At 48.4% G+C, this 26,440-nt stretch carries 18 protein-coding genes; 11 read left to right on the forward strand and 7 right to left on the reverse strand.

Annotated elements, in window-relative coordinates; translation table 11 throughout:
- Positions 1-5 precede the first annotated feature (5 nt).
- From AB9H23_RS04070 to trxB, 7 genes are all read left to right on the forward strand, one after another.
- Positions 6-1,685 (forward strand): AMP-binding protein, encoded by a 1,680-nt coding sequence (locus tag AB9H23_RS04070; protein WP_370005709.1) that lies wholly within the window; start codon positions 6-8, stop codon positions 1,683-1,685.
- Positions 1,682-1,921, forward strand: a complete 240-nt coding sequence (vorC, locus tag AB9H23_RS04075) for a 3-methyl-2-oxobutanoate dehydrogenase subunit VorC (RefSeq protein WP_013295907.1) — start codon at positions 1,682-1,684, stop codon at positions 1,919-1,921. The genes AB9H23_RS04070 and vorC overlap by 4 nt, the downstream gene beginning before the upstream one ends.
- Positions 1,902-2,960, forward strand: a complete 1,059-nt coding sequence (gene vorB, locus AB9H23_RS04080) for a 3-methyl-2-oxobutanoate dehydrogenase subunit VorB (protein ID WP_370005711.1) — start codon at positions 1,902-1,904, stop codon at positions 2,958-2,960. Before vorC ends, vorB begins: the two co-directional genes overlap by 20 nt.
- A complete protein-coding gene (locus AB9H23_RS04085; protein ID WP_370005713.1) occupies positions 2,953-4,389 on the forward strand; it encodes a 2-oxoacid:acceptor oxidoreductase family protein in 1,437 nt (478 codons plus the stop codon). The genes vorB and AB9H23_RS04085 overlap by 8 nt, the downstream gene beginning before the upstream one ends.
- Positions 4,389-5,696, forward strand: a complete 1,308-nt coding sequence (gatD, locus tag AB9H23_RS04090; RefSeq protein ID WP_370005715.1) for a Glu-tRNA(Gln) amidotransferase subunit GatD — start codon at positions 4,389-4,391, stop codon at positions 5,694-5,696. The genes AB9H23_RS04085 and gatD overlap by 1 nt, the downstream gene beginning before the upstream one ends.
- Positions 5,697-5,700: 4 nt before the next feature.
- Complete coding sequence (gene gatE, locus AB9H23_RS04095; protein WP_370005717.1) at positions 5,701-7,560, forward strand: Glu-tRNA(Gln) amidotransferase subunit GatE; 1,860 nt, start codon at positions 5,701-5,703, stop codon at positions 7,558-7,560.
- 289 nt (positions 7,561-7,849) lie between these two features.
- Entirely contained in the window at positions 7,850-8,758 is a 909-nt protein-coding gene (gene trxB / locus AB9H23_RS04100) for a thioredoxin-disulfide reductase (protein ID WP_370005720.1), read from the forward strand.
- Between the two features lie 25 nt (positions 8,759-8,783).
- Here the strand turns inward: trxB and AB9H23_RS04105 are convergent, their stop codons facing one another.
- Both AB9H23_RS04105 and AB9H23_RS04110 read right to left on the reverse strand, forming a co-directional pair.
- The gene (locus AB9H23_RS04105) at positions 8,784-9,740 is read right to left on the reverse strand and encodes a restriction endonuclease (protein ID WP_321212099.1); all 957 of its coding nucleotides are present in this window, start codon (positions 9,738-9,740) and stop codon (positions 8,784-8,786) included.
- Positions 9,715-9,849 carry a hypothetical protein gene (locus tag AB9H23_RS04110; RefSeq protein ID WP_370005723.1) on the reverse strand — a complete coding sequence of 45 codons (135 nt, stop codon included), beginning with the start codon at positions 9,847-9,849 and terminating at the stop codon, positions 9,715-9,717. The genes AB9H23_RS04105 and AB9H23_RS04110 overlap by 26 nt, the downstream gene beginning before the upstream one ends.
- Before the next feature lie 69 nt (positions 9,850-9,918).
- On the opposite strand from AB9H23_RS04110, the gene AB9H23_RS04115 reads away from it, so the two are divergent.
- Together AB9H23_RS04115 and guaA are read left to right on the forward strand one after the other, a co-directional pair.
- Positions 9,919-10,476, forward strand: coding sequence for a GMP synthase subunit A (locus AB9H23_RS04115; protein ID WP_321212100.1), 558 nt, complete (start codon positions 9,919-9,921; stop codon positions 10,474-10,476).
- Positions 10,477-10,600: 124 nt separating this feature from the next.
- Positions 10,601-11,527 carry a glutamine-hydrolyzing GMP synthase gene (guaA, locus tag AB9H23_RS04120; protein WP_321212101.1) on the forward strand — a complete coding sequence of 309 codons (927 nt, stop codon included), beginning with the start codon at positions 10,601-10,603 and terminating at the stop codon, positions 11,525-11,527.
- 1 nt (position 11,528) lies between these two features.
- Here the strand turns inward: guaA and AB9H23_RS04125 are convergent, their stop codons facing one another.
- Both AB9H23_RS04125 and mgtA read right to left on the reverse strand, forming a co-directional pair.
- The gene (locus AB9H23_RS04125; protein WP_370005939.1) at positions 11,529-11,975 is read right to left on the reverse strand and encodes an Lrp/AsnC family transcriptional regulator; all 447 of its coding nucleotides are present in this window, start codon (positions 11,973-11,975) and stop codon (positions 11,529-11,531) included.
- Positions 11,976-12,111: 136 nt separating this feature from the next.
- Positions 12,112-14,724 carry a magnesium-translocating P-type ATPase gene (mgtA, locus tag AB9H23_RS04130; RefSeq protein WP_370005728.1) on the reverse strand — a complete coding sequence of 871 codons (2,613 nt, stop codon included), beginning with the start codon at positions 14,722-14,724 and terminating at the stop codon, positions 12,112-12,114.
- A gap of 505 nt (positions 14,725-15,229) precedes the next feature.
- Between mgtA and msrB the strand changes: the two genes are divergently transcribed.
- Together msrB and AB9H23_RS04140 are read left to right on the forward strand one after the other, a co-directional pair.
- A complete protein-coding gene (gene msrB, locus AB9H23_RS04135) occupies positions 15,230-15,685 on the forward strand; it encodes a peptide-methionine (R)-S-oxide reductase MsrB (RefSeq protein ID WP_370005731.1) in 456 nt (151 codons plus the stop codon).
- A gap of 28 nt (positions 15,686-15,713) precedes the next feature.
- Entirely contained in the window at positions 15,714-15,944 is a 231-nt protein-coding gene (locus AB9H23_RS04140) for a hypothetical protein (RefSeq protein ID WP_370005734.1), read from the forward strand.
- Between the two features lie 77 nt (positions 15,945-16,021).
- Here AB9H23_RS04140 and AB9H23_RS04145 read toward each other — a convergent pair whose 3' ends face one another.
- The 3 genes from AB9H23_RS04145 to AB9H23_RS04155 form a co-directional block, all read right to left on the reverse strand.
- Positions 16,022-16,381 (reverse strand): hypothetical protein, encoded by a 360-nt coding sequence (locus AB9H23_RS04145; protein ID WP_370005736.1) that lies wholly within the window; start codon positions 16,379-16,381, stop codon positions 16,022-16,024.
- A 115-nt stretch (positions 16,382-16,496) separates the two neighbouring features.
- Positions 16,497-22,838, reverse strand: coding sequence for a cobaltochelatase subunit CobN (locus AB9H23_RS04150; RefSeq protein ID WP_370005739.1), 6,342 nt, complete (start codon positions 22,836-22,838; stop codon positions 16,497-16,499).
- Between the two features lie 206 nt (positions 22,839-23,044).
- Complete coding sequence (locus AB9H23_RS04155) at positions 23,045-26,245, reverse strand: DUF3344 domain-containing protein (protein WP_370005742.1); 3,201 nt, start codon at positions 26,243-26,245, stop codon at positions 23,045-23,047.
- Between the last annotated feature and the right edge of the window lie 195 nt (positions 26,246-26,440).

Here is a 26,440-nt window from a genome sequence, read left to right on the forward strand (position 1 = left end):
TGCCAATGACTGCTCTCATACATGAATTCGTTAACCGTGTTGAATTTGACTCCTACGAGGATTTCCGTGATAATTTCCAGATAAAGATACCTGAAAACTTCAACTTTGCATACGACGTGGTTGACCGCTACGCAGAGATTGAACCCGACAAGACAGCCATCGTCTGGTGCAACGACAGTGAAGATGAAAGGAGGATAACCTTCGGTGAACTCAGGGAACTCTCAGACAGGGCGGCCAGTTTCTTCACCAGGGAGGGTATAGAGAAGGGTGACACTGTCATGCTGACCCTAAAGGCAAGGTACGACTTCTGGTACTCCCTCCTGGGACTTCACAAAATAGGCGCCATTGCAATACCAGCCACACACATGCTCAAGGAGAAGGACATCATCTACCGTATAAGGGAAGCCGATATAAAGATGGTTGTCTGCATAGCAGAGGACGGAGTGCCTGATGTATTTGACAGTGCCATTGATGAACTTGGGGTAGACGTTAAAAGGGTCATCGTCGGTGACCTGGAAAGGGAAGGATGGATAAACCTCAGGAAGGAACTCAGTGATATCCCGGGGGACTTCCAGGTCCCTGAAGACCGCCCCGGTGGAGAGGATACGCTGCTTGTGTACTTCTCATCAGGTACAACAGGTATGCCCAAGATGATAGAGCACGACCACACCTATCCACTCGGCCACATAATAACCGCAAAGTACTGGCAGAACGTCAGGGAGGACGGCCTCCACTACACGGTCGCAGACACAGGCTGGGCCAAGGCCATGTGGGGGCAGATCTATGGACAGTGGATAGCTGGAAGCGCCGTCTTTGTCTACGATTATGATCGCTTTGACCCCGAGAAGATGCTTGAGAAGCTTGAAAAGTATGACATAACAACCTTCTGCGCCCCTCCAACCATATACAGGTTCCTCATAAAGGAGGACCTCTCACGCTACGACCTATCAGGCATAGAATACGCGGTGACAGCGGGGGAACCCCTCAACCCCGAGGTCTTTGAGAGGTTCAAGGAGCACACAGGCCTTGAGCTCATGGAGGGCTTCGGCCAGACAGAGTGCGTTGTGTGCATAGCAAACTTCCCCTGGATGGAGCCAAAGCCCGGCTCAATGGGCAAACCATCACCAGGATACCAGGTTGAACTTGTGGACAGGAACGGCGACCCTGTGGATGTGGGTGAAGAGGGCGAGATAGTCATAAAAACAGAGGATGGTAAACCGATAGGGCTCTTCAACGGCTACTACAGGAACCCCGAGAAGACATCGGAGGTATGGTACGGCGGTTACTACCACACCGGCGATACAGCCTGGATGGACGAGGACGGATACATGTGGTTCGTCGGTAGAACCGACGACATAATCAAGAGCTCAGGTTACCGTATAGGGCCCTTTGAGGTTGAAAGCGCCATCATATCCCACCCATCGGTCCTTGAATGCGCAGTTACAGGCTACCCTGACCCCATAAGGGGACAGGTTGTCAAGGCAACCGTGGTGCTTGCAAGGGGATATGAACCATCAGAGGAACTGAAGAAGGAGATACAGGATCACGTGAAAAGGGTGACCGCACCCTACAAGTACCCCAGGATAGTTGAATTTGTTGATGAACTGCCAAAGACAATAAGCGGTAAGATAAGGCGTGTTGAGATCAGACAGCATGACCTTGAAGGAGACGGTGAAAACCAATGAAGAAGGCCTACCCGGTAATAAACAGGGTCGAATGCAAGGCATGCGAGCGGTGCATAATCGCATGCCCCAGGAAAGTGCTTTACATGAGCAATAAGATCAACGAGAGGGGCTACCACTACGTTGAGTACCGTGGAGAGGGATGCAATGGCTGCGGGAACTGCTACTACACCTGCCCCGAGATCAACGCAATAGAGGTCCACATAGAGAGGTGTGAAGATGGCGACACAGATGGTTAAGGGTAACACCGCCGTGATAATAGGGGCCATGTATGCTGGCTGCGACTGCTACTTCGGCTACCCGATAACACCAGCAAGTGAGATACTCCACGAGGCCTCAAGGTACTTCCCCATGGTGGGAAGGAAGTTTGTGCAGGCAGAATCAGAGGAGGCAGCCATAAACATGGTCTACGGTGCAGCCGCAGCAGGCCACAGAGTCATGACAGCATCCTCAGGGCCAGGTATGAGCCTCAAACAGGAGGGAATATCCTTCCTTGCAGGTGCTGAGCTTCCTGCGGTCATCGTGGATGTCATGAGGGCCGGTCCTGGACTCGGGAACATCGGGCCCGAGCAGGCAGACTACAACCAGCTGGTGAAGGGTGGTGGACATGGAAACTACAGGAACATCGTCCTTGCACCCAACAGTGTACAGGAGATGTGCGACCTCACAATGGAGGCCTTTGAACTGGCAGACAAATACAGGAACCCAGTTATAATACTTGCAGATGCCGTCCTGGGGCAGATGGCAGAACCCCTCCGCTTCCCTGAAAGGGCCGTGGAACACAGCCCGGACACATCCTGGGCCGTCTGCGGCAACAGGAAAACCATGAAGAACCTCGTAACCTCCATATTCCTTGACTTCGATGAACTCGAGGAGTTCAACTTCTACCTCCAGGAGAAATACGCGGCGGTGGAGGAGAATGAGGTGAGATACGAGGAATACATGGTTGAGGATGCTGACATTGTACTCGTGGCGTATGGTATAAGCAGCAGGGTTGCGAAGAGCGCGGTTGACACAGCAAGGGCAGATGGCATAAATGTGGGACTTCTGAGGCCCATAACGCTATTCCCATTCCCATCAGAAAGAATCAGGGAACTTGCAGAGGGCGGCTGCACCTTCATATCGGTTGAGATGAGCAGCGGCCAGATGAAGGAGGATATAAGGATGGCCTCCGGCTGCAGGGATGTTGAACTAGTAAACAGAATGGGTGGAAACCTCATAGAACTGAGGGACATCCTCAGGAAAATCAGAGAAACCGCGGGGGAATCCAATGACTAAAAAGGTGATCAGGAAACCAGATTCACTCCACGATGTGTTCGAGAGGAAGGGTGGAAGTGCACCCACAGCCACACACTACTGTGCAGGCTGCGGCCATGGAATACTCCACAAACTCATAGGCGAGGCCATTGATGAACTGGGTATACAGGAGCGTTCAGTAATGATAAGCCCGGTTGGCTGTGCGGTGTTCGCCTACTACTACTTTGACTGCGGAAACGTCCAGGTGGCCCATGGAAGGGCCCCTGCAGTGGGGACAGGGATATCACGTGCAGAGGACGATGCCGTGGTCATACTCTACCAGGGCGACGGGGACCTCGCATCCATTGGACTCAATGAGACGATACAGGCCGCGAACCGTGGTGAGAAAATGGCGGTCTTCTTTGTCAACAACACCGTCTACGGTATGACAGGCGGTCAGATGGCGCCAACAACCCTCATAGGTGAAGTGACAGTCACATGTCCCGGTGGGAGGGACCCCCAATATGCAGGTTACCCACTACATATGTGTGAACTCCTCGACAACCTCCAGGCCCCGGTTTTCATAGAGAGGGTCTCCCTTGCAGACCCAAAGAGCATAAGGAAGGCTAAAAGGGCTGTTAAAAGAGCCCTTGAAATCCAGAGGGATGGGAAGGGCTACGCATTCGTTGAGGTACTATCCCCATGCCCCACAAACCTCAGACAGGACGCAGAGGGTGCCGAAAGGTTCCTGAAGGAGGAAATGGAAAGGGAATTCCCTGTGAAGAACTTCAGGGACCGCTCATCCGAGACAGAACCCCTCATAAGGTCAGAGAGTGACTTCTCAAGGGAGAGCCTGGACCGCATATTCCAGATAAAGGAGGACTCGGTTCCAGACCCTGTGGATGACCCGGAATTCAAGGAGGTAAGGGTTAAGATTGCGGGTTTCGGTGGTCAGGGAGTCCTCAGTATGGGACTGACACTGGCACAGGCAGCCTGCAGTGAGGGAAGACACACATCATGGTATCCTGCCTATGGACCCGAACAGAGGGGTGGTACATCCAGCTGCGGAGTGGTTATATCCGGTGAAAGGGTGGGGTCACCGGCGGTTGACACGCCAGATATCCTCGTGGCCTTCAACCAGCCATCCATAGATGAATTTGCAGGTGATGTCAGGGAGGGTGGTATTGTCCTCTACGACACTGCAACCGCAGATTTCAGGAAAAAGGATAATGTCAGGGCCATAGGTGTACCTGCCCTTGAAATAGCAAAGGAACACGGTACAGGGAGAGCTGCCAACACCGCCATGCTGGGTGTTATGATGGCCCTTGGAATCACAGGCCTCGATGAGGAATCCTTCAGGGAGGCCATAAGGTTCACCTTCTCTGGTAAGGATAAGATCATAGACATCAACCTCAAAATACTGGAGGCCGGGGCAGAGTGGGCCAGAAAGAACCTTGAGGGGGAATTTTAATGTCATACCGTGGATCAGCCAGGAGATTCCTTGAATCAGCCTCCATAGATGTGGGGGACACCGTTAGGGTGGAGAAACCCGATGTGACCTATGAGGGTATGGTGCTGGACCGTGCAGATGATGCAGACGACAGGCACATCGTCCTGAAACTCAAAAACGGATACAACATTGGGGTTGAAATAAGTGAAGCGAAAATAGAGCTCATCAAGAGGGGTTCAGAGCCAAAAATAGAGCTACCCCCTGTTGATGTGAGTGAGGACCCCAACCTGCCAGATGTGTCCATAATATCAACGGGAGGCACCGTTGCGTCAATAATAGACTACCGTACAGGGGCAGTGCACCCCGCCTTCACCGCAGATGACCTTCTCCGGGCAAACCCCGAACTCCTGGACATGGCAAACATAAGGGGTAAGGCCGTCCTCAACATTCTCAGTGAGAACATGAAACCCGAATACTGGGTTGAAACCGCAAGGGCCGTATACCGGGAGATAGATGATGGTGCAGATGGCGTTGTTGTTGCACATGGAACCGACACCATGCACTACACATCCGCCGCCCTCAGCTTCATGCTCAAAACTCCAGTCCCTATAGTTCTTACAGGAGCCCAGAGGAGTTCAGACAGGCCATCATCAGATGCAAGCCTCAACATACAGTGCTCGGTGAGGGCCGCCACCTCTGATATAGCTGAGGTCACGGTCTGCATGCATGCAACCATGGATGACCTCACCTGCCACCTCCACAGGGGGGTGAAGGTGAGGAAGATGCACACCTCAAGGAGGGACACCTTCAGGAGCATAAATGCCCTCCCCCTCGCAGAGGTAACACCAGGGAGCATCAAAATACTTGACGCTGACTACAGGAAGAGGGGTTCAGCTGAACTGGAACTCCGTGACAGGGTTGAGGAGAGGGTTGCCCTCATAAAGAGCTACCCTGGTATGTCCCCTGATATCATAGAATGGCACCTAGAGAGGGGCTACAGGGGACTGGTCATGGAGGGTACAGGCCTCGGGCACTGCCCCGACACACTGATACCGGTACTCAGGGAGGCCCATGATATGGGGGTCCCTGTTGCCATGACATCCCAGTGCCTCAACGGAAGGGTCAACATGAACGTCTACAGCACAGGAAGGAGGCTCCTCCAGGCGGGTGTCATACCCTGCGCAGATATGCTCCCGGAGGTCGCCTACGTCAAGATGTGCTGGATCCTGGGACAGACATCTGAACCAGGAGGGGTGCGTGAAATGATGATGGATAACATTGCAGGAGAAATCAAGGATAGGACATCAATAGCATACTTCAGGGGTTGATCAGATGAACTGGGATGAGATAGGACTTAAAATGGGCCTCGAGATACACCAGCAGCTTGATACAGAGAGCAAACTCTTCTGCCCCTGCAGAACAGAACTCATTGACTCAGAACCTGACCACGACATAGTTAGGAACCTAAGGCCAACCCAGAGCGAACTCGGGAAATTTGACAGGGCAGCCTTTGAGGAGGCCATGAGAAAACTTCACTTCCACTACGAGAACTACGATGATGAAACATGCCTGGTTGAGGCAGATGAGGAGCCACCCCACCCCCTCAACAGGGAGGCCCTTGAACTTGCAGTTACAATCGCACTCCTCCTCAACATGAGGGTTGTGGATGAATTCCACACCATGAGAAAGCAGGTCATTGATGGCAGCAACACCGGGGGCTTCCAGAGGACGGGCCTTGTTGCAACCGACGGTCACCTTGAAACACCACAGGGGACTGTTAAAATAGAGAACCTCTGCCTTGAGGAGGACGCAGCAAGGAGGATCAGGGAGACAGAGGATGGTGTTGTATTCCGACTGGACCGCCTGGGCATACCCCTCGTTGAGATAACCACAGACCCCTCCATCAGTGACCCCCAGCAGCTCAGGGACGTCGCATACCAGATAGGCCAGGTGCTCAGGAGCACCCGCGTTAAGAGGGGCCTCGGGACCATAAGGCAGGACCTCAACATATCCATACGTGAGGGGGCCAGGGTCGAGGTGAAGGGTGTCCAGGACCTTGACCTCATCCCCGAGATAGTTGAGAGGGAGGTCAGAAGGCAGCTGAAACTTGTTGAGATAAGAAACACCCTCAGGGAGAGGGGCGCCTCGGTTGAGGAGGATCTGGTTGATGTCTCAGAGGTCTTCGGGGATACTGAGTCAAAGATAATATCCTCGGCAGAGTCAGTGCTCGCTGTTAAACTAAGGGGCTTCCATGGACTGATAGGAACTGAAATACAGCCAGGAAGACGTTTAGGTACAGAGATGGCTGATTATGCAAAGAAGAGGGGCGTTAAGGGGATATTCCACACCGATGAACTCCCAGCCTACGGCATAACCCCCGAGGAGGTTGAAGCCCTCAGGGATGCTGTTGACGCTTCAGAGGATGATGCTGTGGTCATCGTGGCCCATGCTAGGGATACAGCAGAGAATGCCCTCAGGGAGGTCATCAAACGTGCCTGGATGGCCATTGATGGTGTGCCAGAGGAGACCAGGAAGGCCCTTCCCGACGGAAACACCCAGTACCTCAGGCCACTTCCAACCTCAAGCAGGATGTACCTTGAAACAGACATACCGCTCTTCAGCATAGAAGAGGAATTCATCGAAGAGATCCGAAAGAACCTCCCTGAACTTCCATCAGAGAAGAGGGAGAGGCTCATAGAAGAGTACGGTCTCAGTGAGGACCTTGCATCCCAGCTCGTTAAGAGGAACCTTGTTGAGGAATTCGAGGCCCTCGCAGAGTTCAGGGTTGATGTGACCGTGATAGCATCACTCCTCGCCTACACCCTCAGGGAACTTGGAAGGGAGGGCCATGATATGGACAGTATTGGCATTGAGGAACTCAGAGACGTCATCAGACTCCTTGAGGAGGGTAAGGTGTCAAAGGATGCCCTCAGGGACATAGTTGCCTGCATGGCCGATGATGGTCTAACAGCAGGGGAGGCTGCAGAGAAACTGGACCTCCTGCTCCTCACAGAGGATGAGGTTGAGGCTGTGATAGATGAGATCATTGAACTCAACCACGAAATGATCCAGGAGAGGGGTATGGGTGCAATGGGGCCCCTGATGGGTCAGGCCATGGGTAGGCTGCGTGGTAGAGCCGATGGTAAGGTTGTAAACAGGATACTGAACTCAAAAATCCGCGAAAGACTCTAAAAACCCCAACTTTCAAATTTTTTTTAGTTTCTAAAAAGCATGGCCCACCTACTTTTTAATGCAATTTAAACGCCTTAGTCCTGTGAACTCCGCATACTCTTTCTGGTAAGTAATTACTGAAACCCGGGAGCTGAAATTTATTGTGGAACCCACGGAGATGCCTCAATAAGTCATTTACTGAAAATTATTAGAGTAGAGTTTAGTGCAGGCTTCATGGATGCATTCATGAACCATTTTACTGAAATCTTTATCTCAACCAAAAACCAAGATAAACCGTGAAGGTGGTATGATGACTGATTACGATATAATAGTTATAGGGGCTGGCCCCGCAGGACTAACAGCAGGCATCTACGGTGGAAGGCAGGGAAGCCGTGTCCTAATGCTTGATAAGGGACCTGCAGGTGGACTGGGCCTTGAGGTCCCCATGATGGAGAATTACCCTGGATTTGAGATGATAGCCGGGATGAGCCTCGTCACAAAAATGAAGAAACAGGCAACCAAGGTTGCTGAACTCAGGGAAATGGAGGAAGTGAAGGAGATAGAAAAGGATGACATATTCACAGTCCGAACCTCAAGGGACACCTACACAGCCTCTGCACTGATCTTTGCAACAGGGAGCAAACACAGGCAGCTGGGTGTGCCAGGGGAGAACGACCTCCTTGGGAGGGGTGTTTGTTACTGTGCAACCTGTGACGGCCCACTCTACAAGGGAAGGAAGGTCCTCATGGTTGGTGGAGGAAACAGCGCAGCCCAGGAGGCAGTGTTCCTCAAAAACATAGGCTGTGACGTCAGCATAGTCCACAGGAGAGATGAGCTGAGGGCTGACAGGTACCTCCAGGACAAGCTGAAGGAAATGGGCATCCCTGTGATATGGAACTCTGTTGTAACCGAGATAAGGGGTGATGAGAGGGTTGAGGAGGTCACAATACACAACCGTGTAACAGGCGAGGATGAGGCCCTGAAGGTTGATGGGATATTCATATCGATAGGTGAAGAGCCCCTCAATCAGCTAGCAGTTGAACTGGGTGTTGAGGTGGATGATGGTGGCTACATCATAACAGATAAAAGACAGAGGACAAACATCCCCCTTGTATACGCTGCAGGGGATATCACAGGGGGCCTGAACCAGTGGGTAACGGCATGTGCAGAGGGTGCGATTGCAGCAACCTACGCCTACAGTGAAATACAGAGACTCTAAGAATTAAATTCCTTTTGGACCTATATCATTCAGAAAAATAATCATTATCAATCTTTTTAACAGAATAGGAAGCCACCTCGGTTACACCCACACCATGTTCAATCATGAAGTTCGCCATCTGCATACCATCAATTAGCACTATCCTGCTGTCAATTTTGGAGACATATTCCCTTGCACCTTCCGTGAAATTCGATGTAGTTATGAATATACCCTTTCCTGCCCTCTTACCCTGCAGTGCACCCACAAATTTCTGGATCTCGGGACGGGACACTGAACTGTTCCAGCGCTTTGCCTGTATGTAGATAACGTCAAGGCCGAGCCTGTCCTCCTTTATTATTCCATCGACGCCACCATCGCCCTGCCTGCCAATGGCACTTCCTGCATCCTCCCTGGAGCCGCCGTACCCCATCCTCACAAGTAGATCCACAACAAGTCGTTCAAAGAATTCTGGTGAACTGTTCCTGACGATATCCAGGATTTCTGCTGCAAGACCCTTCCTGAGTTCATCATAGGCCCTTTCAAGTCTCTCCTCGGGGGTGAGTCTCTCCCTCCTCGAACCGGCTCTTTTTCGACGCTTTTTACGGGTCTTTCTTGGTTTCCCTGATCCTTCGCGAAACTCTGCAAATTCAGGGAACTGCATCAGAAAATCAACGTCAATGACGGATGGATCCTCTTTGAGAACCTCCAGTCCACGCTCTGTGATATTAAAAAATCCCCTTTTCCTTGATTCAAGGAGACCCGCCTTCTTGAGGTATGTCTTGGCCCAGGAAACCCTGCTTCTGAACTTTGGGGAGCCACTTGGCATGAGTTCGTTTAAATCGTCCGGGGATAACTGGAACTCCTCTGCAAGTTTTTCCATTGCCCCATTTAAACTCTGCTCTCCCTCACCTGCCAGCCTCAGGAGGGGTAACATTATATCCTGAAAATCAGGGACGGCTATATGCACCCCTCCGGTGTCATCTTCCCTCTCTGAGGAAGACATATATCACATAGGCGATTATAAGAACCACTATAACCGGCAGCAGCCAGACAAGAACATAGAATGCCACAACCGCAAGTACAAGTGCAACCAGAATGTAAATTATATCCATGGCCTCCATAATATTTAATTATCCAATGAAATATAAATAGATTTTCAGAATCAGACAGGGAGAATGTTTATGATACTCATCATCAACAATCACGGCCAGTACAACCACAGAATACACAGGACACTCCGGTATCTCCAGATACCATCCAGTCTCGTGCCCAACACAACACCACTGGATGAGATAATCTCAATGGAACCAGATGGCCTCATACTCGGCGGCGGCCCATCACTTGAGATGGCAGGTAACTGTGTTGAATACATCCAGAAACTCGATATCCCGATACTGGGTATCTGCCTGGGCCACCAGCTCATAGCCCTTGCATATGGGGGAGAGGTTGCAACCGCCGAGGCAGAGAGCTACGCCCAGATAGAACTGGAGATACTGGACGAGGACGACATATTCAGGGGCCTGGGCCCCAGGATGAGCGTATGGGCCTCCCACAAGGATGAGGTTAAGAGGCTCCCCGAGGACTTCGATGTGCTTGCAACCTCAAGCATATGTGAGGTGGAGGCCATGAAACACCATGAGAGGCCAGTATACGGTATACAGTTCCACCCTGAGGTCCACCATACACAGGATGGTCACAGGGTCTTTGAGAACTTCCATGAGGTCTGTAAGAACCTCTAAGAGAATTCATTTCATGGCAGACCTCAACGTCAGTCCAAGAGTAAGGTTTCATGGAAAGGCTGACCTTAACATTAAATAGGAGCCGCACAAATAATTAACCAATCATTTTTATCCGGTGATATTAATGCTGAATCCATCTGATTTTATTGAGGAAGCTGTTGAAGAGATAAGAAATACCGTGGGTGATGAAAAGGCAATAATAGCACTCTCAGGAGGAGTTGACAGTTCCGTGGCCTCTGTACTTGCAGGTAAGGCCATAGGTGATAACCTGACAGCGGTCTTCGTTGACCATGGACTCCTCAGGGAGGGTGAGGCAGAATACGTGAAGAAGACCTTCAGTGAGAGGCTTAACTTCCGCTACATTGATGCATCAGAAGAGTTCCTGGGGGAACTTGAGGGTGTAACAGACCCTGAGGAGAAACGTAAGATAATCGGAAGGGTCTTCATTGAGGTCTTTGAACGGGTGGCAGAGGAGATAGGTGCAAGGTACCTGGTGCAGGGTACCATAGCCCCCGACTGGATCGAGAGCGAGGGTAAGATAAAATCCCACCACAACGTTGCACTCCCCCATGGACTGGTACTTGAGATAGTGGAACCCATAAGGGAACTGTACAAGGATGAGGTGCGGGAAATTGGCCTTGAACTCGGCCTTCCCCGTGAGATGATCCAGAGGCAGCCATTCCCTGGGCCTGGACTTGCAGTGAGGATCGTGGGTGAAATAACCAGGGAGAAAATAGAGATATGCAGGAGGGCCAACGCCATCGTGGAGGAGGAGGTCCTTGAAAGCGGACTCCATGAGAGCCTCTGGCAGTACTTTGCTGTGCTTACAGACACCATGGTGACCGGTGTCAAGGGTGATGTGAGGGACTTCGGCTACCTCGTGGTCATAAGGATGGTTGAATCCCTTGATGCAATGACCGCCAGTGTCCCTGAACTCCCCTGGGACCTTGTGAAGAGGATATCAAAGCGTATAACCTCCGAAATACCTGAGGTTACACATGTGGCGCTTTCTGTGAGTGATAAGCCACCAAGTACCATTGAATTTGCCTGAATTAGATTTTTGAAATTTTTGGGACATCCTCTTTTATTCTTTCCATTACTATCATCTCGGTGAGGTCCTCCACGCCATCGATGTGCCTTATCTTATCATTTATGATGTCATTGAGCTCCCCTATATCTGAGCCCCAGACCTTTATCAGGAGATCGTATTCACCTGATACGCTGTAAACCTCTGAGACCTCATCGAGTTCTGAGAGACTGATCTTAACATCCTCGTGTTTCTCGGACTCTGTCTGTATGATTATAATGGCCGTTATACCGAGGCCCACCTTCTGCCAGTCAGGTATCATGGTGTAGCGTTTTATAACCTCCCCCTCCAGTTTTTTCAATCTGTTTGATACCGTGGCATCAGGGGCCCCTATCTCCTCAGACATCCTTGATATCGTTATCCGGGAATTCCTCATGAGGCATTGGAGTATTGCAAAATCCAGGTCATCCATTTCCAACCAGACTCTCCTTTTACCATAAAATAATCCAGTGCATACTATCATCCTACTGTTTTATATACCTTCTCCTTTCTCCGTGTGCTTTAAAAAAAAGAAATGCTCCTAGAAAAAAATAAGGTGGCTGTGATGATCACAGCCATTTACCATACCTTCCTATGTAGACCCTCTTGAGGACCTGGGTGAGCACCGCATAGCCGGTGAGTATAAGCACAAGCCACATGAAGTATTCTCCTGGAAGGGGCACCATACCTATGGATGAGCCTATGACCGTGAATGGGACAATTATCCCGGTCACCATTATGAGGGCCGTTAAGACCATCACCGGAGTTGCAGCCCTGCTCTGGATGAATGGTATCTTCTCTGTCCTTATCATGTGAACTATGAGTGTCTGTGAGAGGAGGCCCTCAATGAACCAGCCAGACTGGAACAGTGCCTGCTCTGGCACCGTATTTGCTGAGAACACGAACCACATGACAAGGTATGTCACTATGTCGAATATGGAGCTGATGGGGCCTATGAGAATCATGAATCTTCCAAGGTCACTGGCATCCCATTTCCTTGGAACCTTAAGGAACTCAGGGTCCATTCCATCCCATGGTATGGATATCTGTGAGATGTCATAGAGCAGATTCTGTAGGAGGAGCATCACCGGCATCATTGGGAGGAATGGGAGGAAGGCACTGGCAACAAGTACACTGAAAACGTTTCCAAAGTTTGAGCTTGCGGTCATCTTTATGTACTTCATTATGTTCCCGAAGGTCCTCCTTCCCTCAAGGACCCCCCTCTCAAGTACCATGAGGCTCTTCTCAAGTAGGATGATGTCAGCGGATTCCTTTGCAACGTCAACTGCGCTGTCAACTGATATACCCACATCGGCCTCCCTCAGGGCCGGTGAATCATTTATACCGTCACCCAGGAAACCCACGGTGTGCTTCATCTTAAGGGCTCTTATTATCTTTGCCTTCTGAAGCGGTGATACCTTTGCAAATATTGCTGTATCCTCTGCTGCCTCAGATATCTCTTCCAGGGTCATATCCTCTATCTCATGGCCAAACAGCACCCTGTCATATTCGATGCCAACCCTCCTGCATATGTTTCCTGTGACGTGTTCGTTGTCACCTGTTATTATCTTAACCTCAACTCCATGTTTCCTCAGGGCCTCTATGGCCTTGCTGGCTGACTCCTTGGGTGGATCAAGGAAGGCCAGGTATCCGACCAGGACCATTTCCTCCTCGTCATCCACGGTGAAGTTGTCCTTTGGTGGAAGCCCCCTCTTCTCTGCAACTGCCAGGACCCTGAATCCATCCATGTTGAGTTTTGTGACGTTCTCCTGAACCTCATCCTTTATCTCCCTGGTTAGATCCACGATTTCTCCATTGTACCTTGCAGCTGAGCATATCTCGAGCATTTCCTCAACTGCGCCCTTTGTCACCATGAGGATATCATCGCCATCACTCAGTATAACTGACATCCTGCGCCTTGAGAAGTCAAAGGGGATCTCATCGATCTTTGTGAAATTCTTCCTGATTTCATTGAATCCCCTTTCATCCCCAAATTCTATTATTGCCTCATCCATGAGGTTCTTCAGCCCTGTCTGGTAGCTGCTGTTGAGGTAGCCGTACCTGAGTACCCTCTCATCCTCCCTTCCATGGATGTCCAGATGGAGTTCAAGCACAACCCTGTCAAGGGTCAGTGTGCCTGTTTTGTCTGTGCAGAGAACATCCATTGCCCCAAAGTTCTGTATTGACTCTATCCTCTTTACGATGGTTTTCTTGCGGGCCATGGCCATTGCCCCCCTTGCAAGGTTCGTGGTAACGATCATGGGGAGCATTTCAGGTGTCAGTCCCACCGCAATTGAGACTGCAAAGAGAAGGGCCTCCACCCAGTCGCCCTTTGTTATCCCATTTATGAGGAAAACCAACGGGACCATGAAAACCATGAATCTTATGAGGAGCCAGCTTACACTGTTAACCCCCTTCTCGAAACTTGTAACCGGTCTTCTCCCTGATATGTCCTTCACTATTGTGCCAAACTGTGTACTGTCACCTATGAAGATTACAACTGCCAGTGCACTTCCACTCACAACGTTTGTGCCCATGAAACAGATGTTTTCCAGTTCAAATATGTTCTCAGTGGCTTCAGCGGTTACATGGAACTTCTCCACCGGCTCAGATTCACCTGTGAGTACTGACTGGCTTACAAAGAGGTCCTTTGCTGATATTATCCGCACATCAGCAGGGACCATATCCCCTGCTGAGAGGTGTATGAGGTCTCCGGGTACAAGTTCTGAGAACTCCACCTCCCGTCTTCCGCTGTCCCTTCTGATGACGGTTGCAGTGGTTTTAACCATTTTTTTCAGGTTTTCCGCCTCCAGTGTGGAGCGGTACTCCTGGGAGAACCTGAGTATCCCGCTTATAAGTACCATTGTGGTTACAACTATCACCACCTTGAAGTCGGGTTCTGAAGCCATTATAACATCAGTTACCAGTGATATCAGGCCAATTGCAACCAGTATACCTATAAATGGGTTTATAAAGGATCTTAAAAGGTGTGAGTACCATTTTAGGGGTTTTTCATGTGAAACCTCATTTCTACCGTATCTTTCAAGCCTTTTTCTGGCTTCATTCTCTTCTATTCCCTCGGGGGATGATTTTAATGATTTGAGGAGTTCATTTACATCCATTGAGGAGTATTTAAGTAACCTTGAATTCTTTGAGTCCATCCTTTCATTTCTTTTTATCATGATCCAGCCCCCTTGAAGATAGCTATCGCTGGATAAGAGGTCATCTAAAAAATATCTGGGTTGAAAAATCTCTTCTATGACTTTGTATTCAGAATCAGAGGGCCTTCATTCTTTAAACCGTGAAACAGGTATGGAATCCTCTAGGAGGTTATGCATCACTACCTCGCTGATGATAGCATGATACAGAACCCGGCCCACTGAGAGTGAATACCGCCCGAACCATCATCATCCATATCCATGCTATCACCTCCATTTAACCATGTTAACTTGGAATTATACTATATGATTTATAAGCTTTTTGGTATTTTACCAATTAATCATGATCTTAATGGTTTTTTACCATGATTTTTAAATATGAAAGTGGAAGGACCATGGGCTATGAAAACTGAGATTACCTGAATCCAGGGAAATATCAGAAAAAATGTTCAGAGGATAATTCCAGTTATGAGTGAAAAATATCCATCCCCATATAATCTAATATACATTTAAGAACATACTTCCAGTCATGAGTGAAAAAATCCCCATATTTTCCGCTGCAAGTGGAAAGGTTGAGATGGTTGAAAAAATCCAGTTAACCGTTGAGGAGTGGCGGGAGATACTCGACCCCGATTCCTTCCGTGTTGCACGGTGTGGAGGCACAGAACCCCCATTCACAGGTAAATACCATGAGTTCCATGGTGACGGTATATACCGCTGCGTATGCTGCGGTACGGATCTTTTCGACTCAGAAACCAAATTTGATTCAGGCACCGGATGGCCAAGCTTCTATGACACCATATCAGAGTACAATGTGGAGTTCAGGGAGGACCGGAGCCTTGGAATGGTGCGCTGTGAGGTCCTCTGCGCAAGGTGCGGCGCCCACCTTGGCCACGTCTTTGATGACGGCCCCCAACCAACAGGTAAGCGTTACTGTATGAACTCAGCGGCACTTAAATTCATTCCAAGGAACCAGATACGCTGATGTTTAAATTAAATTCTGGAGGAATTCAATGGCTGAGGACTTCGGAAGGTACTGGGTGGCCGGACTCATAATGGCCGTTGCCGGTGGTATGCTGAACACCCTCACCTATATCATAGGAACCTGGAGGCCGGAACAATACCCTGAGTGGCTGCTGGGAATACTCACAGCTGCCCTCGGGGTCATCATGTTCATCCTGGTACCCTGGATCTACGGGCACCTCGTGGAGTTCATATACATGAGGTTCATAGCCAGAAGCTAGAGAAAACTGCAGGCCACACACCTGATGTACATGTACCGCCTCGAATACAAGATAGAGTAGCCAAAGAAAACTGTTGGCTAGACACCCCTCATTGAAGCTGCCTCATTGAGGAGCTCATTGGCCTCGTTTATCATGAGACCTGCATGGACAAAATGGTCATCGTCACCATCGTCATAGAACATCAGGAACTCCCTCAGGGAATCCCGGTAAATTCCCGCAGCCCTGAGGATCTTGCTGTGCACACCCTCAAGTCCTGCATCCGGAACCTCGAACCTTATCTCATCGAATATTTCACTTAAGGAACGCTCTATATCCATGAATTCGTCTTTGAGTTCCTCAGGATTCTTCCCGCCCTTCAGAAGGAGAAGGTTACCCCTGAAGCGGTTCACATTGTACCCTATCCTCTGGACATACCTTTCCATACTCTTAGTGTACATAGGACCTCCCCATTTTAATCTGATCTTTCCCTAAAATAGATTTGCACAACATCACTTCGCTATAGAAAGATATAAAGAAGATGCGACTGTAAGTTAGCAAGAAATGAATCGGGTTTCAGTAGGGTTTCCTTCTGAGTCCCATGAAATAGCCCGCCCCGACAAGGGCTACGAGGACCAGAACACCCAAAATAGCATAAAGTGGAAGTCCTGTGGCCTGATACGACCGATTTCCCCTTTCATGGATTTCATACGATTTTCCAGGGCCTTCTGAACCTGGAGAGGATGCATCTGATCCTGAACTAGCATCCTGTGATCCTCCATGAGCCCCCGGACCTTCAGCTTGAGTTACTGAGTTCTCTGAGATGCTACTGCCACTGTTGTCAGTCTGAGGGTTACTTCCAGGGGTTGAACCGTGCTCATCACCCCCTGAGGGGTTTTCAGCTGGTGCAAATGCTGCATTCATTGTGGCGGCATATAACCTTGATTTAACCCTCGCAAGTAGATCCGGGTTGAGGTACTGCATGGCCCACTCCATCATTGCGATGTTACCGCAGCTGCAATCACAGCAGGCAACACCATACTCTGCAATTGAAGAGGCCCATCTGGTGGCAATGTCCCTGACCGTCTTCTCATCTGCATGCCAGTAGCCGCTGTGTATGGCCGTCAGCATTGTCCCTGTTATGCTGATCATGGCATAGGCCCTATCGCCTGTTGAAAGCCACTTTGAAACTCCAACACCATACTTATCCCTGATGTAAACATCATATGCGGTCTCCCACATCCACTCAGAAACTGAGCCTGGTCTTGTCACCTGCCATCCCCAGAGGTTACTTATGAACTTTCTTGACATGTATCTGGCGCCGCTGTAACCCTCATTCATCATGCCCCTGATCCATTCAGGGTTGTAGTAGCGTGAAGCCATCTCCCTCGCCATGTAGCTCTCAAGTGATAGGACCCCTGGATTTGATCTTGTGGCATAGTTGAGCACATACATTGAGGGTGCATATCCATTTACCCTCTCAAGGGCCATCGAGAGACCTCCCCAGTAATCAAAGAAGTCATCATTATCCAGCACACCATAGAGATTCGTGTTTCTACTTGTGAATACCTGTGATATTCCCTGAAGCGCCCTTCTGAATACTGCGGGGTTTGATGTTCCCCACCTGGTTGAAGAATAGATGTTGCCCATACGGTTAAGGTAAAAGTCCGCGAGCTTAGTTCTGTTCTCCCAAGTCCAGCTTAACTCGGCTGATTTGGATATGCCTGCACCATAGTCATTCTCAGGTGGAGCGAATATCCTTGATATTGCCCATTCCCCTGCCTCTCGTGGGGTGAAGTTAAGTGAAATGTAGTATTCAAAGTCCTCAACCCAGTGCTTTGCCACGTAATTTTCATCAAGGGGTTCACTGCCAAGTCCATAGAACCCTATGGGCTGGAGCACAGCATCAAGTGCATCCTGGAGGCTACTTCCATATTTCCTCTGAAGGAGGGGGTTACTCAGCACTGTGTAGTAGGACCTTGCAAGGGCTGTCCTGAAAGCCTTATCAAGGAGTCCAGCCTGCCTGCTGTAAAGGTCACGGAAAAGTCCGCTTGTTACTATAACCACATCGATTCTCCTTTTAGTCCATCCATCGGGTCTCACAAGGTCCTTAAGCTCAACGTACGCTGGCATCTCCTTTAGTTTCTGGCCGCCAACACCGGCACTGGGACTGTCTGACCACCGGGGCTCCATTCCCAGAAGGTAGAGAACCATTGAAATAAGGGCCCCATCGTCACGTGCAGTTTCAACGCACCATATACCCACAGCGACCTTCTCGGTTGTATCGTTTATGCTCTGAAGAAGGAGAAGTGCAAGGGTCTTACCATACTCCCATGCAGCCACTGTTGGGATCTCAGCTGCCTGATCCTGGAAGAAGTTCCTGCCCGTTGGCAGAACATCCGGATTGCTCACCGGATCAGCCCCGGGACCCGGATCAATGAATCTAGCATCAAGTGCCTCTAGAAGGGCCTTAACCTCATTTTCAGTGCTTTCATGTATTGCGTCAATGTAATGAACTGCCTTCTGAAGTACAGCGACCAATCTGTCACTGGGCGTTGCTGTGATGGATCTAATGGTCGCATTAAGGCCCGAATTTATAATACCTCTGATTATGGACACGCATTTATCCTGAACAGAGCTCCTCTGAGATGCTGTGAGATTACTGTAGGGTTTTCCATAGAGGAGAAGTGCCACCTCATCATGGAGACTTGTCTCGATGGTTGGTGATACACTGAATGGTACAGACAGGATCGATGTGACAAGCATCGCCACCTCCTCACTGGTCCAGTTTTCCCCTATCGCATGTAGACCGTGAGGGTAGAGAGTGCTCTGAAGACCCTCAAGATAGGCTTCAAGTCTGGATACAAGCTCCTCATCTCTAAGATTTGCTATTGAGATCCCCAGGTATGTTTCAATGATGTTCTGAAGCTTATTCTCCCTTATGATATCGTGAATCCTGTTGATGATCTCTGATCTCTGATCCTCCGTTGCCCCATCATATTGCTGGATGAGGGTTGCGAGTGCCCCATAACCCCCATAAAGAGCTGTGAATACCATTGGGGGTGTTAGGTGGTCTATTATAACCGCTGACCCCCTTCTTTTTGCCTGAATACCCTCAGCAAGTCCGTCGACAATGTAATAATATATCTGGGGTATGTTGCCTTCAACAACCTCCGGGAAGTCATAGGTTGCAAGGAGGACCTCCTTTCCAGGGAGCCACTCGTAGGTTGCATGGCGCCCCATGTGTACCATCGCATTGACGTTCTCCTGGATATACCTGTAAACTGCAAGGTACTGGTGTGGTGGTGCGACAACCATGCTGTGGTAGAGTTTGGAGATATCCCCCTCCCATCCCCTCTGTGGTTCAGGACATATGAATATGTTTCCGAACCATATACCAGGGATCACAAAGTACTCTGTGCCATTTCTTGTTACTGTCATCACATTTCCTGGGGCATCGCCCCAGCCACAGAGGCCACTGATGTTCAGTGCAAACCACTGCCTCTTAAGTGAGAGGAACTGACTATAGTATGAAATGTTCCCTGTTCTGACGTAATTTCTGAGAACCGCCACAATATTATCAAGGAGGGAGACTGCCCTCAGAGTCTGGTTATCCGGTAAAAGGGCCATCATACTCTGGTACCATGAGTCGATGCGTGAGTCCATATCATAGCATCCAAGATTAACAGCCCTCCTGCATAGTTCACCTATGTAACCCACAGGGCCCTCAACAACCTGGACCCTTGTCATGTTATCCAGTGATGAGAACCATGCCATGTATTCACTTACAGGGTAGAGCACAGCACCAGGGGTATTTGCAAGCCTCTCAACCTCCCCTTGTGCCCAGGAGGCGACGTTTATACCCCTCTCAAGTATAAGTTTGAGGAGTTCTGCTGTGCCGGAGGGAATGTTCTCAACAGAATAACCGTTCTCCTTAAGGATTCTGAGTATATTCAGAATGCTTGTGGGAACATCAAGGTAACTGGATCCCACATTATTTTTGCCTGGTGGATAGTTATAGTAGATAAGTGCAACTCTTTTTTCAGAATCCGGGAGTTTGCCAAGCATCACCCAGTTTCTCACGGTGAGTGTAACATCCCTTATGTTCTCATTTATCACCTGATATAGGCTGTACCTCAGACCGGTAATGGGATCTGTGACCGGTTCTGATTTTGTTGCAACAAGTGCTGGGTCCATGTTTCCCTGCGCCTCTGGAACTGCAATGTGCCACCATCTGTCACCTGTGATCTGTCCAAGACCGAGTGTGCCAAGCTCCCAGTCACTGAGGGTAAGGTAATCAGAATGAACTGCCTTGAATACCGGGACATTGAGGGCTTCGAAGAATTTGGTGACATTTGTGAACTCTTCTCCCCCAAGTCCATATGCGAGGAGGTTTACCACAGCATCAACGTATACTGTGTAATTCCCTGGTGATGCAAGGAAACTGGCAGTATCCGGTGCATCTGTAAATGATTTCACCATGACATCAAGCTGCGAAGGGGTTGCGCCCGCTGCCACTACAGGTATGACATTGAGGTTCAGGGCTTCAAATGCATCTATGAGTGCGTAGTATGGCTGGAGCATCTGATTACCCACATAGAGGGTACTTTCAATTATACCAATACATCCAGCTGCATCCGCCCTCCAGTGATCCCTCATATACTGTGTCAGGTTCCCATACCATCCATCCCTGTAGATACCGTATTCATATTCAGCGGATGCACACCATGATGGCTCCTTCCAGAAGCCAGTATCTGGAACACCAACCCTGTTAAGGGCCCAGAGAATCATGTTTTCGGCTGCTTTCCTGTTGAGTATGTCCTTGTAGAGCACCGCCCTGTTATAGTCGTCTGGAAAACCCGAATGCAAGGTATAGTTAAGTACTGATTCATAGGTCGTTCCTCTCTTTGTATTCATATAATAGTCCATTAGGGTGTCTGCTGGAAATGTGCCCAGTATATACGTGCCAAGGACATTCGAGTACCTCATGAGGTTAACATTGGAAGGATTTGATGACACTGCCGGTTCAAGAATAAGAAACATTCCGCCAGCTTTACCGGTCACATCTGGATGGGCAGTGATTATACTCTGCAGTGCTGATGATACAGAGTCACTCAGCCACCCCCCTATGAATATGTCACACGATGACAGCAGGTTCAGGAGTTCATTTTCACTCATACCTGTAATCTGGCTGTTACTTCTTATCTGAATGACAACATTTTCAGCGATGGGCTGATAGCCAAGTATATTATTGCCATGCACCGCCTGATTCATGATGAGTGCCTGTGACTCGTCGGTTACTATCAAAACAAGAATTTTACCGGGTTTTTTAACCATGAATGATGTTTCATAGGTGTTGTCTGTTTCGTTCAATTCTTCAACACTGTTATCAGGATCAACAACCACCTGAAGCCTGTGAACACCCACACCCACAGGAGTCCAGTTAAACACCACATCACCCACACAACCAGCACCAAGAGACGAAACAACCACAGAAGACACAGGAACCCCATTATCCACAAGAAGAACACGAAAAGTCCCCGAAACAAGTACCCCATTATTTTTTAGGGTTAAAAGAAGGGAATAGGTCCTGTTTACCTCAAATGATGTGACTGATGCTTTCATTAAGTGAGGAATGAGATTGGGAAGTGGGCTTCCAGAAGTGATGGTAATGTTGATCATGTTGTCTGTTTCGTTCAATTCTTCAACACTGTTATCAGGATCAACAACCACCTGAAGCCTGTGAACACCCACACCCACAGGAGTCCAGTTAAACACCACATCACCCACACAACCAGCACCAAGAGACGAAACAACCACAGAAGACACAGGAACCCCATTATCCACAAGAAGAACACGAAAAGTCCCAGCTGATGATCCGCCGCTGTTACCGACTGTCATTTTAAGGGTAACCGGGATTCCTGAATAGATGGGCCCATCGATATTCCCCCTTATCCAGAGGTCCGGTCTGTTGTCCACCTGTGGGGTGTACCTCACAGCGAGGGTGGCTATAACAATCTTATAAAATGAAGCGGCCCTATCATAAATTAAAACATTGTTTCCAGGTGTTACAAGGTCTGTCACATTCCAGCGATTAAGCCCGCTGTAGTCTCCCTGAATCTGACCCCCGCTGAGTCTTCTGTTATTGAATCTATAGGATCCGTCCGTGCTTGATGCATGCACAACCACCAGCTCAGCATAATCTGGGTCTGTAATCGCTGATTTAAATGTGGCTGAACCTGTGTACTCCTCACTGTAATAAGAATCCACGTCATGACCCACATTAACCCAGTAGCTAACATATCCCGTGCTTCCAGGTAAATCATAGGCTGCCACAAGGGTTATCAACTTTATCCTTCCATCATAGGAACCCGTGGTGTTAATCAGCACCCTATTGCTGGATCCGGTGATATCAGTTACATCATACCAGATGAGATAATCACTTGTAACTCTCACTGTACGGTCATTTACCATGAGATACGGATCCCTTTCATGACCCGGCCCAAGTATAGCCGTATTATCGTTTCCGCCATTTGCAGCGTATGTATATGTGGTGTAAAGTTCCTGATAATCCAAATTGCGGTTATTGTATGTTACATTGACCCTTGTATTTCTGGCCTCCTGCATGTGTCCAGAGTATACAAGAACATAGAGGGTTGCATTGCGCACGGAGGCGTTTTGAGGTAATTTGAAATCATAGACCACATATGCCCGTCCAGCCATCTGACTGCTATCGTTCGCAGTGCCATTAGTACCAATGTATGAATCCACATAGAGACCACCGGTAACTGTGCCATTCTGAGTTGTTGATAACTGCATGCCACCGACGTATGGATCCGCATATGAAAATCCGGACATTATGATTGAAATAACGAAGAAGAAAAAAACCGAATAGAATACCCCTCTTTTTTTCTCCATTGGGAATTCACCTTCACTTAATTCTCGACTGTCTGTTACTTAACCTATGGAGTTAATCACTTAAAAATATTTTTAGAATTAATACCAAAGATTTTTATGATTGAAAATTAGTAATACATATTTTGGTAATGTTAAAATGGATGCTTCAGAGAGGAATTGCAACTGAATCAAAATAAATAAAAAAAGGTTATTATGTCACGGTCTCATCATCTCGTCCTGAAACTTGATCTGAATTGTGAGGCAAGTGCAACACCGGTACCTGTTTTCAGTGAGTTTCCTGGAACCGTGATTATGTACCTCGTGCGTCTGTTCCAGCTTCCAACAGGGGTTATAATGAGCCTGTTACCACTGATTCTCTTTCTGATATATTTCAGCCTTCCGCTGGATGTCCTGACAGTTATTGACCTGTAGGCTGTTCCTGCCGCTATGTTCTGGTTGAATTTTATAACTATGGCCTTTATTCTTGAAACACCCGCAGCATTGTTTCTAGGATCAATTGAAACAACCCTGAGAGGTGTTAGTGCCCTTAAAGTTACCTGTGAGAGGTTATCCAATCTCAAAGTATGAGTTCCAGCCGTTAGTGCAACCCTGAATGTCACTGCTACTGTTGAGCCGGGTGCAACGGTCACTGTCTGGTTGGTTCTGGGAATTCCATTGATGTAGAGCACAGCTGTGTAGTTCCCAGCTACATCACCACTATTTGTAAGATTAACCCTCACAGTTACATTCAGAGGCGAAACACCACTTGCAGGTGTAACAGTAAAGTTAGCCACTGTCACATTAGCAGGTCTGAGGACACTCACAGCCTGAGCCGTAAGGTTACCCACCGTAACATTGTAGTTTCCAGCTGGTAAAACCCTGTTGAAGGTCACAGGTACCGTTGAACCAGCAGAGACAGTAACCACCTGAGTATCAACCACTGCACCATTCACTTTAAGCTCAGCTGTGTAGTTACCGGCCACCTCACCACTATTTGTAAGATTAACCCTCACAGTTACATTCAGAGGCGAAACACCACTTGCAGGTGTAACAGTAAGGTTAGTTGCGGTGATATCAGCAGGTCTGAGTGCGGTTATGTACTGAGGTCTTGTGGTTGTATCCTCCCCTCCTGGGCCTTTCACTGTGAGTTTCACCGTGTATTTTCCAGGGACTGTGTATGTGTGAAGCGGGTTCTGCTCTGTACTGTTTGTTCCATCACCAAAGTCCCACAGCCATTCCGTTGCCCATGTTGAGGTGTCCTGGAACTGAACGTGAATAGGAGTTACTCCCTCTGTTGCGTTGGCCGTGAAACTGGCTACAGGTGGCTGGTATTCAAGAACAAGGATTGCCCCAATTGCCACGAGGTTGTCACCATTACTTCCATTGTTGTAGCTCTGTATTCTTGCTGTGTTTGCACCATCCTGAATCGCCCCGGTGACGTTGTATACACTGAATCCAAGCTGGGGTCCCGCAAGATAATCTGCCCAGAAGCCAGTGTATTCCATGCTATTGAAGTATAGCTTACTCTTATTGTCTTCGTTTGCAGATGCGGTTAGGATAATAGCTGTGGCGTTCTTCATTGCACCGCTGTTTATATTGTTGAAGTTTGCATACGCTGTTGCTTCGGTGTTATTCACGCCATATGTCGGCATACTGTAAAGCAGGTCTGTCCCGTCATTTATCCAGATTCTCTTGAAGTTTTCTGTTGCATGTTCATAAATTACAAGGAGATACGAGCCATAGAGAGCAGTCGTGGTGCTGATTCCACCTGTAAGTACGAGTGTATTGTTCTCATTTATCCTGAGATGATCTGTTACATTGTATACAAACAGCCCACTGGGATAGTTATATGATCCATAGCCCTTGGTGTCATTGTAATGTGCCGCTGGAGTTATGTTTGCCCCATTGAATGTTGCAGTAAAATCAGGTACTCCCCCAACTGTATTCCATGTGTATGCCTGGTATAAAATTGCCGCCTTGACAGTGGCCCCCACTGGTATTACAAGGTTTTCAGGAGTCCATGTAACGATATATGGGTTCTGCCATGCCCCTGAGCCGCTTCCACGGTATGTTGAATTGCCTGTTGAATAAATCAATCCCAATCTGCCGTCAACCATGAGGCATGTATTTATATCATCTCCTCCAGTGTATCTCTTACCCTTATAACCGTTGTAGTAGACGGTCCTTGTTGCCTCATAAATGTTGTTGGTTTCATTGACCTCATCCACCTCACTGTCACAATCAACATTGATGTTAACTGTTACAACCCCTGCTACTGGTGGTGTGAAGTCATCAAATGTTACATTTGTACTGGAACCCGCACTTAAACCCTCCACCGTTTTTGTGCGGGTGTAGTCCCCTATGGTCAATTTTACCTTGAACTGACCCACTGCAACGGTTCCATTATTGAGTACTGTAACCCGAATTGTGTTTGGTTCATTGGCAAAGAGTTCCTGGTGCCCTGCTGCGTTAGATGGGTTATAACTCACACCTGTAACCTTAAGATCGGGTGCTGTTTTCACCTTCTGAACTGCCATTATGACCTTGTAATAATTCCCTGTTGACCTGCGGTATGTGAAGCTGTTTGATCCCACCCTGCTGTAAAGATCCTTTATATCCCATAATTCATATCCGCTGTAAGACCCTCTCCTCTCGTATGTACCATTCTGAAGGTTCTGGTTGTTGTACGTGTATAAACCGTCCTGACTTGCCGCATGAACCACCATGAGTGTGGCGCTCTGAACATTTCCGTTAAAAGATCCATTGAACTGGGTTTCGCCAGTATAGGAATCATCATTGTAGCTGCTTACGTCGTGTCCCACATTAACCCAGTAACGCGTTAATGTTGAACTCCCTGGCATGTCATAGGCCACAATGAGGGTTATGAGCTTTATACGACCATCAAAGGAACCAGTGGTGCATACATTAGCCCAGTTGGTTGTGCCAGTTTGTGACTTTACATCATACCAGAGAAGGTAATCGCTTGTAACACGCATTGTATGGTCATTTAACATGAGGTAGGGGTCGCTGTCATGTCCTTCACCCAGAAGCCATGTGTTGTTGTTTCCGCCGTTGATGGTGTAATTGTATGTGTCATAAAGTGACTGGCTGTCCAGTAGCTGTCCATTGTAGGTTACATTGATGTATGTTTGCCTTGCTGCCTGCATGCTCCCCATATATACAAGCACATACAGTGTTGCATTTTTGATGCTGGCCCGCTGGGGAACCGTGTAGTTGAATGTGTATGTGACATTCTTCTCATCGGTTGCATTGAAACCATAGTAGGAATCCACCAGAAGATCGCCTGTGACTGTGTCATTCTGAATTGTCTCTAGAGGTTTTCCACCCACATAGTTATCGGCAAAGGACGTCCCTGTAAACACTGCAATCATACTGGCAAGAAGCAGCAGGTAGAAAAATTTTTTCAATAAATTCACCTCCATCAATTTTCATAATATAATTCATTTTAATATTATATAAATTCAGAGTTATTACTTTATATCATAAAATATAAATTATTAATATTACTAATGTGGTGCTATAAACACCTAATTCCAAAAATCAGGGCCATTCCAACTAGCAGTAACCACTTAACATGCCTTTTCTTCGGATCAGTGTAGATG

This window comes from Methanothermobacter sp. KEPCO 2, from assembly GCF_041228365.1.
In the GTDB taxonomy this organism is placed as follows: Archaea; Methanobacteriota; Methanobacteria; order Methanobacteriales; family Methanothermobacteraceae; genus Methanothermobacter; species Methanothermobacter marburgensis.